The following is a 14,746-nucleotide window of genomic DNA, read 5'->3' on the forward strand; positions in this document are numbered from 1 at the left end:
GGATGAGGTCACGCCCGGCCGGTCGAACCGGGCCCCGTCATCACCAGGTCCGGCGCAAGATCCACGGCCTGTCCCTCCAGCGCCGATCATCGAGAACCGCCGCAGCCGCACGCAGATGGATACCCCGATGTGCCCTGCTGATACCGATGAGGCCGGTCCCGACGCCGACCGGGTGCGTGAGCCGCCCCGGAACCTCACGGTGACCGGAGACCGCCCTACCCCCGCACCGGCACCTGCACACCCAGCAGGACGCCGTCACCCAGGTGCAGCAGGCCGCGGCCGGGCTGGGGGGCCTGGCCGACCAGGCCCCGGGTCAGCTTCACGCCGATCACCTCGCCGTCGCTGAGACCCTGCGGGGACAGCAGCATCCCGGTGCGGTTGCGCTTGGCCTGCCCGACCCATCCGGCAAGACTGAGGCTCAGCGACTCGGCGTTCCCGGCCGCGAGCACGCCCCAGCCGTTGCCCTGGGCACCACGGGCCAGCGCGGCCAGGTCGGGGTCGATCTCCGCGTTCATCAGCAGCTCGGCGTCGTCGACCACGATGACGGCCGTCGGCTCGGGAATGTTGCCCAGCACCTGGCGGAAGGCACCGACGCCGACCTCGGCCTCGGTGATCACGGCCGCGACCCCGGGCCGGCCCGCCAGGTCCCGCAGCGGCGAGCGCCGCGGGGCGATCACGACCAGGCCACTTCCCGCCGCCAGCAACGATTCCGAGGCGGCCAGCAGGGCGGTGCTGCGGCCGCTGCGGGGAGGCCCGGCGATCAGGAACGAGGGGACGTCCGAGAGGTCGGGTCCCAGCGCGGTGAGGGTGTCGCCGCCCACCGCCAGCAGCGGACGCATCGAGCCGGGTGTGTAGGGCAGGAGCACGGCCTCGGCGTAGGTGATGCGGTCGGGCAGGACGTCCAGGCGCAGGGCCCGGCGGGCGCGCGGTACCCCGGCCTCACGCTCGTGCAGTTCGGCGCCCAGCGAGCGCAGCACCTCGGCCTGGGCCGTGCCGGCCAGGTCGCGGGTGAGGACGGCGATCTGGACCTCGCTGAGGTCGCCGGTGCGCACGGCCCGGCCGGGGGCGGGGTCTTCGGGGGCCTGGCGGGTCGGGATGCCGACGCTGGAGTAGTCCTGGCGGTCGTTGAGACGCAGGACGAGTTTGTCCTCGGTGGTGCCGGAGTAGCGGTTGCTGCCGAGCACCTTGTCACCGGCGAGGATCAGGTGGATACCGACGCCGGCGCCGTCGCGCAGCAGACGCAGCAGGCGCTCGAGGTAGCTGCCGTTGTCGTAGGCCAGGAACTCGCGGTCGAAGACCTCGAACCGGTCGACCATGACGACGATGTGCGGCAGGCGCTGGCCGGGGGCCTGACCGGCGCGCAGCTCGGTCAGGTCGGCGGTGCCGCGGGCGCCGAGAATGCCCTGGCGGCTGGTGAGTTCGGTGTTCAGGCGGTCGAGGAGACGGCCCAGGCGCTCGATCTGCTTGCGGTCGACGACGGCGCCGGTGTGCGGCAGGGCGGTCAGGGCGTTGAGGGCGCCGTTGCCGCCGTCGATGCCGTACAGGTGCAGGTCGTCGGCGCCGTGGGCGGAGGCGAGTGCCGCGGCCAGGGTGCGCAGGGTCTGGGAGCGGCCGCTGCGGGGTGATCCGACCACGTGCAGGTGCCCGGAGCGGTCGAGGTCGAAGGTGAGGTCGGTGCGGGCCTGTTCGGCGGGCAGGTCGACGATGCCGAAGGGCACGTCGGGGAGAGCGGCGGGGCGTACGGACGCCTCGGTCGGCGCGGGTGGACGGGTCCAGTCGAGCAGGATGGGCAGCGCGGGCAGCCAGGGGCTGGGCTGGCGCTCGATCCCGGCGTCGCGGGCGGCCCGGGCCAGGGCCTCGACCAGGACGGCGAGGTCGGTGACGGCCTCGACGTCGCCTCCGCGGGGGCCACGGGGGCGGGCCGGTAGCGGGCCGCCGAGTTCGGCCCAGGTGACGACCTGTGCCTTCACGGGGGGCGGGGTGTCGGTGCGGATGTCTCCCAGGCCGGCCGGGCGGCGGCCGCCGACGCGGGCGGACTGGAACGGCAGCAGCACCGAGGGCCCCAGGCGGGCGTACGCGCGTCCGGGGTTGGCCGGTGAGATCTCCCCGGAGGCCGGGCTGTCGATGATGTCGCGGCTCTCGGTGCCGTCGGTGGTGCGCAGGGCGATGCGCAGGTTGGTGTTGGCACGGATGTCGGGGGTGACGGCGCCGCCGGGACGCTGGGTGGCCAGGACCAGGTGGATGCCCAGTGACCGGCCGCGCTGGGCGATGTTGACCAGGCCGGAGATGAAGTCGGGCAGTTCCCGGGCCATGGACGCGAACTCGTCGATGACCAGCATCAGCCGGGGCAGTGCGGGCAGGCGGTCGGCGCCGCGGCTGCGCTTGTCCAGGTAGTCGAGGATGTCCTTGGCCCCGGCCCGGGCCAGGAGGGTCTCGCGGCGGCGCAGTTCGGCGCCGAGGGAGACCAGGGCGCGCTCGACCAGGTGGGTGTCGAGGTCGGTGACCAGGCCGACGGTGTGGGGCAGGTCGGCGGCCTCGGCGAACGCGCTGCCGCCCTTGTAGTCGACGAGCACGAAGGTCATCTCGTCGGGCCGGTTGACCACGGCCAGGGTGGCGACGAGGGTCTGCAGGAGCTCGGACTTGCCCGAGCCGGTGGTGCCGGCGATCAGCGCGTGCGGGCCGTCGCGCACCAGGTCGACGGAGAACGGGCCGTCGTAGCCCGCGCCCAGGGTCGCGACGGTGCTGCGCCCGCCCAGGCTCCAGCCGGCGACCAGGGCACTGGGTGTGGGCGGCTCGAGTTTCATCAGGTCGAGCAGGCGGACCGCACCGGGCAGGGTGCTCTCGTCGCTGTCGCCCACGCCCCGCAGCGGGGCCAGGGCCCGGCCCAGGTGCTCGTACCAGGAGTGCTCGGGTGAGTCGGTGCGCACGTTCTCCAGCGCGGCGCCCGGGCCGGTGCGCAGGCTCAGCGTGTTGCCCCGGCCGTGGAGACCGGTCACCAGCACCGCCCCGCTCTCCTCGGGCAGCAGACGCTCCTCGCGGTCGACGCAGATCACGAACACGCCCACCGCCGGGCCCTCACGCAGCAGGGTGATCACGCCGGGCAGGGACCGGGCGCGGCGGGCCTGCTCCAGCACGACCAGGACGTCGGGGTAGCCGTTGACCCCGCCGCGGGTCAGGTCGCGGCCCAGGGCGGTGCGGGCGGTGACGATCTGGCCGAGTTCGCCGATGCGCCGGGCCAGCGAGTCGGTGGAGGTACCCACCAGCGAGTACGCATCTTCCGCCTGGGCCTGGGCGTGCGGCAGCCAGCGGGTCCACGACCAGGTGTGCTCGCCGTCCGGGCCGGCCAGCACCACCAGGCGCAGGTCGGTCGGGCCGTGCAGCGAGACCGCCTGCGCCGCCAGCCAGGCCGCGAGCGCGCTGCCGCCCGGGCCGGCGATGCCGACGACCCCGGCCGGGCGCACGTCGACGCGGACGGGGACCTGGTCGAGGCCGGGCACGGTGGTGCGGCGGTGCTCGTCGAGCGTGGGGTCCTCGACGCTGGTGGCCGAGGGCAGGTCGGTGGTGCCGACCCGCACGCTCAGGAAGTCGGGGTCGGCCCAGCGGCGTTCCCACAGCCGTTCGGACGGCTGGGCGGCCATGCGCAGCAGCGAGGCCGGGTCGGGCAGCGACAGGCGCAGGTGGTGCTGCTCGTCGAGGACGGCGGCCTCGATGTCGTCGTTCAGCCGCGCCACCCGGGCCTCGTGCTCGGCCAGTTCCTGGCGGTACTTCTCCATCGCCTGCCGGCGGCCGCTGAACTGGGTGACGAGGGCACCCAGCGGGGACAGCAGGGCGATGAAGATGAAGGTCCACCTACCGGTGACGAGGATCGTGACCAGGGCGCTGCCGGCGGGCAGCAGCAGGATGGGCAGCAGCGGGATCGGGCGCTTGTCGGGCTTCCTGGGCGGCGACGGGAGCCGGAACTTCTGGCCGGCCGTCGGCGGCAGGAACCGTGGGGGCCGGTTGAACTCCAGACCCAGACCGTCCTGGGCCGGGGTCAGCGGTGCGGGCACCGGCCGGGCGGAGGAGATCTCCAGCAGGCTGTCGCCCACGCCCAGCAGGCTGCCCTCGCGCCAGGGGGTGCTGCCCGGGACGCTCTTGCCGTCGAGCTGGGCGGCGTCGGCGCGCAGTAGTTCGGCGGTGCCGTCCAGGTGCACGCGCACCTGCGCGGCGAAGGGCGGGGCGCCCTCGCCGGCGGGCAGCCGCACCCGGCAGGCCGGGTCGCTGCCCAGGTCGTAGTCGCCCGCCGGGAGCCGGAAGACCGTGCCCGCGGACGGTCCGGAGACCACGCGCACCTCGGTGCGGCCCTCCGGGGAGGGCCCGGCCGGGGCCGGGACCCCCAGCCCGAGGTCGGCGCCGTCGCGGATGCCCGCCCGGCGCAGCGTGTCGTCGGGGGCCAGGGCCTGCGCCCCGGCGAACAGAGCCGGCTCCCCCGCCCCGCCCGTGTCCCTGCCCTCACCCGAGAAGCCCACGGTGCGTGCCAGTTCTGCGGCCAGGGCCCCGACCCGGGCCGCGGGGTCGGTCTCGACCACGACGGTGGCGGACACCGCCGGGTCGTACGGGTCGCGAACGCTGACATTCAGTCGCACGGCACATCGGCTTTCGTCATGGGTGGGTCCGGTGGCGCGGACGCCGAATGGGGAACTCGGGGGGGCGGGTCGGCAGTGGGCGGGTCAGCCCAGGTTCGAGCCGAGCTGGTCGTCGGTCTGGGTGAAGGCCTCACCGACCGAGCGCACGTACTGCCCGATGCCCTGAAGGCCGGTGTTGACCTGCTCGAAGCCCTTGCCGAACTCGTCGAAGAAGGGCGAGAACTTCTGCTGCGCGGCCGGGGTGGAGTACCCGTTGGCGAGCAGGTTCTGGATCTTGCCGCGCACCTCGGTGAGCTTGTCCTGCAACTGCGTGAAGTCGTTCAGCAGCGCCTGTGAGGTGGCCGCGGTCTCGTCAGAGTTGATCTTGTAATCGGGCACGGCGTTATCTCCTCGGCGTTCGGCGGCTCGGTCACGTACGTGTCCTCAGCCATACGACACGCCGGTTCCCGAAGGTTCAGGTCGCCGGCATCGAACCCTTGACCGGCCGGGTCTCGTACCCCGGGCATGACGCGGAGAATTCCCGGTGGCCGGGCACTGCCGAGCCTGGCCCTGCTGATGCTCGTGACCCTCGGGCTGCTGGGCACCCTGGCGACCACCGCGTCCGCCGACACCCGCCCGGCCGGCGCCGGCGGCGACGAGAACGTGGTCAAGGTCCTCGTCGTCCCCGGCCTGGACCGCACCGGCGGCCGGCCCGTGGGCCTGGCCCAGGTGGCCGCCGCCACGCTCGGCGACCAGAACCGCGCCGGCGAGATCTTCCGGCTGAACCAGGGGCAGCGGCAGCCCGACGGTGACGCCCTGCAGAACGCGAACCAGCAGCTGACCCCCGGCTGGATCCTGCGCCTGCCCGACGACGCCACCGGTCAGCTCGTGCAGCTGGCCCGCGAGAGGGCCGACCGGGCCGTGGAGATGGACAACGGCCAGACCCAGGGCGGCGACGACACCGGTCTCCCGGCGGCGGCGGTGCTCGCCGCTGTCGGCTCGGTACTGCTGGCCCTGATCACCGCCGCGATCGTGGCCCGGGGCCGGGTGGCCCGCTGGTTCTCCGGCCTGGGCCGGGCCCTGGACCGCCTGCGCGAGCCCGGTCGCCGGCGCCGTCGCCTGGCCGGCCGGCGCTCGCTGGGCGGCTCCTTCCGCTCCGACACCGAGACCGTGCGCCGCGCCTACGGCACGCTCGGCACCCTCCAGGCCGTTCCGGCTCCCCCCGGAGGCCACCCCCAGGTGCACGCGCTGGAGGTGGACCACGCCGGCGTCACCGTCTGGATCTGCGCCGACACCGTGGAACCGGTCCTGCCCGCCCCCTGGCAGAACCTGGAGGGCACCCGCTGGCGGATGAACGGCACCGGCCGCCTCGACACCCACGGCACCGGCGACGGCAGCGCGTGCCTGGTCCGGGTGGGAAGCACCGACACCGACGGAATGACCGACGCCGTCCTCGTCGACCTGAGCCGGCTCGACGGCGTCCTCAGTGTGACCGGGGACCCCGAGGTGAGCCGCGACGTGATCCGTCACCTGCTCGCCGAGGTGGCCGCCGGGGCTCCCGGCACCCCGGTGCAGGTGCTCGGCGCCCATCCCGCCCTGCCCGTCCCGGCCGGGCTGAACCAGGTCTCCGGCCCACCGGCGGGTACCCCGGCCCCGCGGGAGAACTCCCCCGTGCGCGCCACCGCCGTGCGCCGGCCGGTCCGGGGACTGGTCGTGGTCGCCGGCACCCCCGACCGCGCGACCCTCGACGAGCTGTTCCGGCTCTGCGGATCCGACGGCGCCGGATGGACGGGCCTGGTCGCCGGCGACCTCGCGACCGGCGCGCACTGGCGCTGGCACGCCCACGCCGACGGCGACGTGCGCATCCCGGTGCTGGACCTCGACGTGAGGGTGCCGGCCTGAGACCTACGGGGAACTTCTTCGTTCGTGATCGACGAAGGGGCGAAGAAGGCGCCGAGCTAGGCGGCGATCTTGCGGCGCAAGACCGAAAGGGCATAGTGACGGCGGGACTTCACCGTGCCTACGGGGATGCCGAGCGCCAGCGCGGTCTCCCGGGCGGTGAGCCCGTTCAGGCAGGTGTAGCGGATCACGTCGCGGTGCTCGGGCGACAGATGACGCAGCAGCTCGTCGGTGACCTGCTTGGCCACCACGTCGTCGGCGTGATCGGGATGCACCTTGCCGGGCAGTGGCTCGGGCCGGTGGTCGGCGCCGACGCTCTCGTGCCGCGAACTGGCACTGCGGATCCGGTCGATGGCCAGGTTGCGGGCCACGGTCAGCAGCCAGCCGCGCACCGAGCCCTTGGCCGCATCGAGCACCCCGGCGTGCCGCCAGGCCCGGATCAGTGTCTCCTGCACGATGTCCTCGGCCAGGTGGTGATCGTTGATCACCGACTCGACGTACGCGAGCATCGCCCGGGAGTGCTCGGCGACCAGGGCATCGAACAGCGGGTCCGGCCCGGCCACGGGAGATGACGTGATCATGGCGGTCATGTCGGGGACCGTAGGCAGTTCGGCTTCCGGAACTCTGACGTTTTTCTGACGCCCGGCCGACCGGGCCGATCAGGACCGATCAGGACCGCTCGCGCAACATCCCCGACCCGCTCGCCAGCACCTTGACCCGTACCAGCTCGGCGTCCGGATGACCGAGGTCTTCCAGCACGAGCAGCGCCTGCTCCCACGCCGTGACCGCCGCCGCCGGCCGGCCCGCCCCCTGGTGAGCGTCACCGATGTGCACCAGGGTGTCGGCCTCCAGGTAGCGGTCGGCGATGTCGCGGTAGATGACCAGCGCCCGGGCGAAGGAGTCCAGGGCCTCCTCGTAGCGGGCGAGGTGGTGCTGCGCGTAGCCGAGGCTGTCCCAGGCCGCCGCCTCACCGTTGGGGTTGCCCACCTGCCGGTGCAGCGTGATCGACGCCCGGCAGTCGCCGAGCGCCTGCTCGTGGTCGCCGATCAGGATGTGTGTCCAGCCGACCTCGTTGTGCACCCAGCCCTGACCGCTCAGGTCGCCCAGTCCCCGGTACAGCGCCGCGGCACTGCCGTACTGAGCCAGCGCGACCCGGTGGTCACCTCGTCCGTTCGCCTGGAACGCCAGCTGCCGGTGCGTGAACGCCTGGCCGGCGAGATCGCCGACCCGGTCGAACAGCGCCAGCGCCTCGACCAGGTTACGGGTGGCCTCGGGGAACAGGCCGAGACGGAACTGCGCGAACCCCAGCGCCCGCGCGGCGTGGGCCTGACCGGCCAGGTCGCCGCCGCGCCGGGCCGCCCGCACCGCCAGCGACTGCAGATGAGCCTGCACCTGCCAGGAACCGGCCCGGTCCAGGTAGTTCTCGATCACCCCGGCCAGCTGCCAGATGTGCCGGGCGTGATCAGTGGCGTGATCAGTGGCGTGATCGGCGCTGCCCGGGAATCCATGACACTCCTCCTGCCGGATCGTCGAGACCAGCGCCAGCCGCTCGGTGTCCAGCCAGGCCGCGGCCTCGCGGGTACTCGCGAACGTCTCCGCGACGGTACCGGGAACCGCCGCCGGCAACGGGACCCGGTCGCGACTGGGCCCCAGGGTGGCCGCGGCCACGTCGGCGCTGTGCAGGTAGTGGTCGAGCAACCGGGTGCGCGCGGCCACGGACTCCTCCCGGTGCTCCTCGAGCCCGGCCAGCTCCGCCGCGTACGCCCGCAGCAGCTCGTGACACCCGTACCGGCCCGGCCGGGTCTCGAAAACCAGGCTGGCGCGCAGGAGTTCGCGCAGCAGCAGCCGCACCTGCGCACGCGGCAGACAGGCCAGGCTGACCGTCGCGGCCAGCGAGCAGTCCGGGCCGGCCTGTAGCCCGAGCAGGCGGAACAGCCGCGCGGCGCCGGGGGTGAGGGCCTGGTACGACCAGGAGAAGACCGACCGCACGTCGGTGGGCGCGCTCTCACCGCTGAAGGAGTCCAGGCTGCCGAACTCCCGCAGGTCGGTGGCCACGGCCTGCAGCGAGTAGGCCGGATTCACCGCGGCCTGGGCGCAGACCAGGGCCAGGGTCAGCGGCAGCCGCCCGGTCAGGTCGACGACCTGGGCCGCGGCATCGGCCTCCAGGGTGGTGCGGTCGGCTCCCAGCCGGGCGGCCAGGAACGCCAGGGCCTCCGGACGCGGCAGCGGGTCGAGCGCGACCGGGTGCGCACCCTGCGTCGCGACCAGGTCGACCAGCTGATTACGGCTGGTCACGATCACCAGACTCCCGGTGGTACCGGGCAGCAGATGACGCACGTGGTCGCTGTCGCGGGCGTTGTCCAGCAGGATCAGCATCCGGCGACCGGCCAGCAGGCTCCGGTACAGCGACGCCTGGGCCTCCAGCCCGGCCGGGACCCGCGGCACGGGCACCCCCAGCGCCTCCAGGAACGAGCGCAGCACCTCGACCACGCCGGTCACGGAGCCACTGGGATGGAAACCCCGCAGGTTCACGTAGAGCTGGCCGCCGGGGAACCGGTCGGCGACCCGGTGCGCCCAGTGCACGGCCATGGTCGTCTTCCCCACCCCGCCCATACCGCTGATCACCACCAGCCGGGGCGCCTGACCGGTCCCGGTCCCGGCCAGCAGCGACGACACCACGTCCAGCTCGTGCCGGCGGCCCGTGAACGAGGCCAGATCGGCAGGCAACTGGGCCGGCGCGACCAGGGCGACCACGTCGTCCTCAGTTCCGGCCCTCTCGTCCTGATCGATCCGACCGGACGGGCCCGAAGAGCGGTGAGCAGAGGACGAGGTGGTCGCCTCGGTCTGCTCCCGCACGCGCCGCCGGGCCTCACGCAGTTCCGGGCCCGGCGGTAGGCCGAGCTCCTCGTCGAGCACGACCCGCAGGCGCTCGAACCGGTCCAGCGCCTCCGCGGAACGGCCGACCGCCGCCAGCACCAGCATCAGCCGGGCCTGCACGGCCTCGTCCAGCGGATACCGGTCCGAGGCCTCCCGCAGCCGGGCGGGCAGCTCGCCGGCGATCGGGGTCCCGCCCGCGAGCGCCCGGTCGGCGGCGCGCCGGACCGCGGACAGGTACTCCGCCTCGACCGCGACGAACGCCGGGTGCTGGCGCACCCCGGGGGTCAGGTCGGCGACCACCGGGCCGTGCCACAGGGACAGGGCCCGCAGGAGCATCCCGGCGGCGCGGTGGTGATCGGTGAGGGACGAGGCCTCGCGCACCAGGTCGCGGAAGTCCTCCAGATCGAGGGCGCGGCCGGGCGCGGCGGATGCGGCGTGTGCACCGCCGGTCACGTCGAGGCGGTAACCGGCGGCGTCGCGGGTGACCCAGCGTGATGGGGTGCGCGCGGGAAGTCCGGGTTCGAGGGTGCGGCGCAGGGCGGCCATCTGCCGGTGCACCACGTTGACGGCCGTGTGCGGCGGATCGTCGGGCCAGAGCAGGTCGACGAGCTCGTGCAACGCGACCGGCTGCCCGGACCTGACCAGCAACAAGGCCAGGACGGCCCGTTGCTTGGGCGGGCCGAGGCGCAGCTCGGCATCGCCCGACCAGCCCCGGAGGGGCCCCAGTACCCTGAAATGCACGGAAACCAGTCTAGGCCGCCCTTTACGGTGAGTCACGATTTTCGGGGGCCGAGCACCCGGGCGCATGACGGCTGATCCGCAGAACTTCACTGTGCCACCGGGTGTTCCGAAGTCTGCGGGATGGGGATCGGCAGGCGCACGGGCCTGGAACAGGCGTACGCGGTTCTCCTCGTCATCGGCCTGGCCACGTACTGGCTGGTTCCGGCCGGTGCCGCGCGCAGCCTCGCGGAGCTGCCGCTGGGGCTGCTGGCCGTGGGCGCCCTGGTGCTGGCCGGGACCCGGGACCGGCGGCGCCGCGGCGCCTGGCTGGTGCTCGCCGCCGGCGCGGGCCTGACGGTCGCCGCGGACGCCGTGCAGGCCTGGTACATCACGACCGGCACCGCGCGGCCGTACCCCTCCCCGGCGGACGCCGCCTACCTGATCGGTTACACCTTCCTGGCCGCGGGCCTGGCCCTGATGCAACGCGGGCGCCCCCGTGACCTGGCGAGTGCCCTGGACACGATGGTGGTGGCGGTCGCGGGCGGCCTGATCGTCTGGCTGGCCCTGACCGACCAGGTCCACGCGCCGACCACGCCGGCCCACTTCGTCACGCTGGCCTACCCGGCGGCGAACATCCTGCTGCTGACCTTCGCGGTCTGGCTGCTGACCAGCCCGCCCGGCATCGTCGACACCGTGGTCGCCCGCTGGCTGACCCTCAGCACCGCCGGGCTGCTCGCCGGCGACACCCTGTTCGGGCTGTCCGGGGGCACCCTGACGTTCCAGGACCGGCTGTTCTCCACGGCCTACTTCGTCATGCAGATCGGCTGGGCCGGGGCCGGGCTGCGGGCCGCGGCGCTCCCGGGGGCCCGCAGCACCCCGGGCCGGCGCCTCCCGCTGACGCCCTCGCGGCTGATGGCGACGTACGGCGCCCTGTTCGTGATCCCGGCCGTGCTGATGTTCGACAACCTGCGGGGCAAGGAGTTCGACCACCTGCCCCTGGCGGTCGCCGCGGCGTTGCTCTCGGTGCTGGTGCCGGCCCGGATGTGGCTGTCCATGCGCCAGCTCGAGGCCTCCACCCGCCAGAGCGACGCCCTGCGCGACGACCTCGTCCATCAAGCCGCCCACGACCCCCTCACCGACCTGCCCAACCGCGCCTACCTGATGGAACTCCTGGCCGCCCAGATGCAGCGCGCCCGCCGCAGCGGCAGCGAAGTCGCCGTCCTCTTCGTCGACCTCGACTTCTTCAAACGCGTCAACGACCAGCTCGGCCACGCCGCCGGCGACGACGTGCTGCGCACCGCCACCGCCCGCATGCGCGACGTGCTGCGCGCCGGCGACGTGATCGGGCGCCAGGGCGGCGACGAATTCGTCATCCTCATCGACCCCGTCCCCACCCCCGCCGAGCTGATGGCCATCGCCGAACGCCTGGTGGCCGCGGTCAGTGACCCGATCATGACCGGCGCCGGTCAGGCCTCGGTCGGCGCCAGCGTCGGGATCGCCCTGGCCCGCGACGGCGAGATCGACCCCGAAAAACTGCTGCAGGACGCCGATCTGGCCGCCTACCGGGCCAAGGGCAACGGCCGGGGACGGGCCGAGATCTTCGACCAGGCCCTGCGCACCGAACTGGAGATCCGCGCCCAGCTGGAGTCCGACATCCGGTCCGGGCTGGCGGGCGACGAGTTCGAGCTGCACTACCAGCCGGTGATGAGCGTGGCCACGGGCTCCTTGCGTTCCTACGAGGCCCTGATCCGCTGGCGGCACCCCCAGCGCGGGATGGTGCCACCCAACGAGTTCATCCCGACCGCCGAGGAGAGCCCGCTGATCTGCGAGATCGGCCGCTGGGTACTGGCCCGGGCCACGCAGCAGCTGGCCGCCTGGACCCGGCAGGACCCCGACAGCCACGGCGACGTCACGATGGCCGTCAACATCTCCGCGCGGCACCTGGCCTCGCCCTCCCTGGTGGAGGAGGTGCGCGACGCGCTGCACGTGAGCGGCCTGGACGCCCGGCGGCTGGTCCTGGAGATCACCGAGACCGTGCTGCTCGACGAGCCCACCGCCGACGCCCACCTGCGCGACCTGCGCGCGCTGGGCGTCACCGTCAGCCTCGACGACTTCGGCACCGGCTACACCAGCATCGGCCAGCTCCAGAAACTCCAGATCGACACCCTCAAGATCGACCAGAGCTTCCTGCGCTCCGACGACCCCGCCACCCAGGCCCTGGTGCGGCTCATGGTCACGGCCGCCCACGCCTTCAACCTCGACGTGGTCGCCGAGGGCGTGGAGACCCAGGAACAGCTCGACCGGCTCGTCACCATCGGCTGCGAACTGGCCCAGGGCTACTACCTCGGCCGCCCGAAACCGGCCCAGGACACCGAAATAGCAGTCTCCTAGGCGCAGTGGAACGGTGCTCGGGGCCGGCCCCGGAAGCCGCGCGCGGTGCCGGTCCAGTCGGACGCCGGATCGCTCACCCCGGCGACGCTACGGCGGTGTCGGCGCACACTCCGCGAATCGGCCGGAATATTCGGGAAACGGCCCAGTCGGAATACTTCCGACAATCAGCGGATTACCCCGAGCCGGTCCTGGGAAATTCGGCCGCATGCTAGCTTCGGGGTCTTGCTCCGCTAGTGTGACCAGTCGAAACTCAGGGGAGATTGATCCGCATGACGCGATCATCCATCGGCTTGATTTCACCGTCCGGCATCAGCGTCATTTCCGACGCGCTGGACGTTGCGCTAGGGGGGAAGACCATGGTTGACGACGATCTGCGTATTGCACGAGCTGTACCGCCACGACCCCGTCCTTCCGGAGAGACCCGGACGGTACCGGAAATCATCGCTGAGTCCGGCGGGGAACTGACCATTCCCCAGCTCGCGGAGAAGATGGACAAGCCCATGCTGACCGTGGCCGAGATCGTGCTGGAACTCGACCGTCTCGAGATCGTCCAGCTCGACGGCCGGCCGGGCCACGAAAGTGTCCGGCTTCCTCCGCGGTAGCACGAAGGCCCCGGACAGCGGGAGTTCACCCGCCCGTCTGGCGGCCCTGCGGGAGACCCCGACCGAATGGCGGCGGGGACATCTCCTGGGCGCCGCGGTCGCCCTGGCGACCCTGGTGGTGCTGACCCGCGAGGTGGTCGTCCTGGACGATCCGGGATATTGGTCGTTCTACATCTCCGGCCTTCTCGGCGGGATGACATCGTTGGCCGAATTAGTGTCCCGCTATCGGGACGCCCCGGTGGTCGCCTCGATATCCATGCCCGGCCTGGCCTATATCCTGGTGAATGTCGGGGCCGCCCTGTGCGCCCTGTACATCGTGCAGAAATTCCACTGGGATCTGGGCGCGGGCCGCGAACACGAGCAGATCGCGCAGATCTTTCTCGCCGGATTCGGGGCGGCCGCGGTTTTCCGCAGTTCTTTTCTCAATGTCACCTGCGGCGAGCAGCGCGTCAGCGTCGGCCCGTACGCGGTGCTGCACGTGATCCTCACGGCCGCCGACCGGGCCGTCGACCGCGAGCGGGCGCTGGCCCGCACCCGGCACGTGCGCCGGGCCATGCGCGGCATCTCGTTCGAGGAGAGCGCGGACACACTCTTCACCTACACCGTGGCAACCCTGCAGAACCTGCCGCCCGACGAGGTGGCCAGCGTGACGAACAAGATCTCGTTCCTGCGGGACTCGCAGAACCAGCGGGTCCCGGACTCGGCGAAGGCCCAGATCCTCGGGCTGTCCCTGATGACCCTCGTCGGCAGCAAGGTGCTCATGCAGGCCGCCGAGCACGTGCGCGAACTCCAGAACGAGCGGCGCACTTCCGGCAGCACCCCGCACCGGGTGATCCGGCTACCGAACGACGCCGGTGCCCCGTCCCGGCTGAGCGCGCTGATCGACGTCACCCTCGCCCAGGATGAACAGATCCCGCTGACCATCCTGCAGCAGCTGCTCGAGGCGCGCCTGGGCGACTTCGTCCCGGTGATGAACGCCCGGGTGAAGGAGGGCTCCCTGCTCGTGCACGGATCCCCCGGGGCCGAACTCGTCTCCCGCGCGCCCTCGGGCCCGGGCGAGACCCCGGTCACCGTGGACGATCACGAGACCGTCTGAGACTCCCGGCCCTCGTCATCCTCCGGGTGGCCGGTGGATCTCCTGTCCGTCAGCGGATTCCCGACGACCGGACGCGTGGGCTCACCTCATCCGTGCTTCTCCACGGTGCGCGCGAGGATGCCCAGCGTCGCCTTGAGCCCGGCCTCGGGGATGACCGGGAAATTGACGACGCCGCGGTAACGCGACTCGATCTGGCTCCAGTCGTAGTACGACGTGACCAGCGTGCCCTCCGGCGCCGGCTGCAGCGTGTACCCGTAGAGGTGCCTGATCGGCGGCTGCACCGTGCCGGAGATCGTCCACTCGATCGCCGCGTCCGGCTCGAAGCGCGTGATGATCACCGTGACGTCGTACCTGCCCATCGGCAGGTCACCCAGCGACTCCCGATCCATGTGCACCACGAACGTGTCGCCCACCTGCGTGACCTGCTCGCCCTGCGCCCACTGCAGCATGCCCGAGGAGTCGATCGCGACATGTCCCTGCGGGTCGGTCAGCACCGCGAACACCTCCGCCGGCGTCGCCGCGACCTGACGCCCGACCTCGAACCGCTCATTCGTCAT

General features: G+C 72.7%; 9 protein-coding genes. 4 read left to right on the forward strand and 5 right to left on the reverse strand.

From position 1 onward, the window contains the following. Positions 1-215: 215 nt before the first annotated feature. Positions 216-4,625, reverse strand: a complete 4,410-nt coding sequence (locus tag LR393_RS36005) for an FtsK/SpoIIIE domain-containing protein (protein WP_331283011.1) — start codon at positions 4,623-4,625, stop codon at positions 216-218. Positions 4,626-4,709: 84 nt separating this feature from the next. Then, the gene (locus LR393_RS33155) at positions 4,710-5,003 is read right to left on the reverse strand and encodes a WXG100 family type VII secretion target (RefSeq protein WP_231489171.1); all 294 of its coding nucleotides are present in this window, start codon (positions 5,001-5,003) and stop codon (positions 4,710-4,712) included. A 126-nt stretch (positions 5,004-5,129) separates the two neighbouring features. Here LR393_RS33155 and LR393_RS33160 point away from each other — a divergent pair, with 126 nt between their 5' ends. Further along, a complete protein-coding gene (locus LR393_RS33160; protein WP_231489172.1) occupies positions 5,130-6,506 on the forward strand; it encodes a hypothetical protein in 1,377 nt (458 codons plus the stop codon). Between the two features lie 56 nt (positions 6,507-6,562). Here the strand turns inward: LR393_RS33160 and LR393_RS33165 are convergent, their stop codons facing one another. Both LR393_RS33165 and LR393_RS33170 read right to left on the reverse strand, forming a co-directional pair. Further along, entirely contained in the window at positions 6,563-7,093 is a 531-nt protein-coding gene (locus tag LR393_RS33165; protein WP_231489173.1) for a sigma-70 family RNA polymerase sigma factor, read from the reverse strand. 79 nt (positions 7,094-7,172) lie between these two features. After that, positions 7,173-10,121, reverse strand: coding sequence for an AfsR/SARP family transcriptional regulator (locus LR393_RS33170; protein WP_231489174.1), 2,949 nt, complete (start codon positions 10,119-10,121; stop codon positions 7,173-7,175). 120 nt (positions 10,122-10,241) lie between these two features. Here LR393_RS33170 and LR393_RS33175 point away from each other — a divergent pair, with 120 nt between their 5' ends. The 3 genes from LR393_RS33175 to LR393_RS33185 all read left to right on the forward strand — a co-directional run bounded on the left by LR393_RS33175 (position 10,242) and on the right by LR393_RS33185 (position 14,189). Beyond that, complete coding sequence (locus LR393_RS33175) at positions 10,242-12,491, forward strand: putative bifunctional diguanylate cyclase/phosphodiesterase (protein WP_231489175.1); 2,250 nt, start codon at positions 10,242-10,244, stop codon at positions 12,489-12,491. Between the two features lie 269 nt (positions 12,492-12,760). Continuing rightward, entirely contained in the window at positions 12,761-13,093 is a 333-nt protein-coding gene (locus LR393_RS33180) for a hypothetical protein (RefSeq protein WP_231489176.1), read from the forward strand. Then, entirely contained in the window at positions 13,071-14,189 is a 1,119-nt protein-coding gene (locus tag LR393_RS33185) for a hypothetical protein (protein WP_231489177.1), read from the forward strand. The genes LR393_RS33180 and LR393_RS33185 overlap by 23 nt, the downstream gene beginning before the upstream one ends. 86 nt (positions 14,190-14,275) lie before the next feature. Here the strand turns inward: LR393_RS33185 and LR393_RS33190 are convergent, their stop codons facing one another. Then, a complete protein-coding gene (locus LR393_RS33190) occupies positions 14,276-14,746 on the reverse strand; it encodes an SRPBCC family protein (RefSeq protein ID WP_231489178.1) in 471 nt (156 codons plus the stop codon).

This window comes from Kineosporia mesophila, from assembly GCF_021129235.1.
GTDB classification, from domain to species: domain Bacteria; phylum Actinomycetota; class Actinomycetes; order Actinomycetales; family Kineosporiaceae; genus Kineosporia; species Kineosporia mesophila.

What these genes read in the sequence shown, in the direction of transcription:
- LR393_RS33160 (WP_231489172.1), top strand. Translation starts at nt 5,130, where the DNA reads ATGACGCGGAGAATTCCCGGTGGCCGGGCACTGCCGAGCCTGGCCCTG.
- LR393_RS33180 (WP_231489176.1), top strand. Translation starts at nt 12,761, where the DNA reads ATGACGCGATCATCCATCGGCTTGATTTCACCGTCCGGCATCAGCGTC.
- LR393_RS33175 (WP_231489175.1), top strand. Translation starts at nt 10,242, where the DNA reads ATGGGGATCGGCAGGCGCACGGGCCTGGAACAGGCGTACGCGGTTCTC.
- LR393_RS33190 (WP_231489178.1), bottom strand. Translation starts at nt 14,746, where the DNA reads ATGACGAATGAGCGGTTCGAGGTCGGGCGTCAGGTCGCGGCGACGCCG.
- LR393_RS33165 (WP_231489173.1), bottom strand. Translation starts at nt 7,093, where the DNA reads ATGACCGCCATGATCACGTCATCTCCCGTGGCCGGGCCGGACCCGCTG.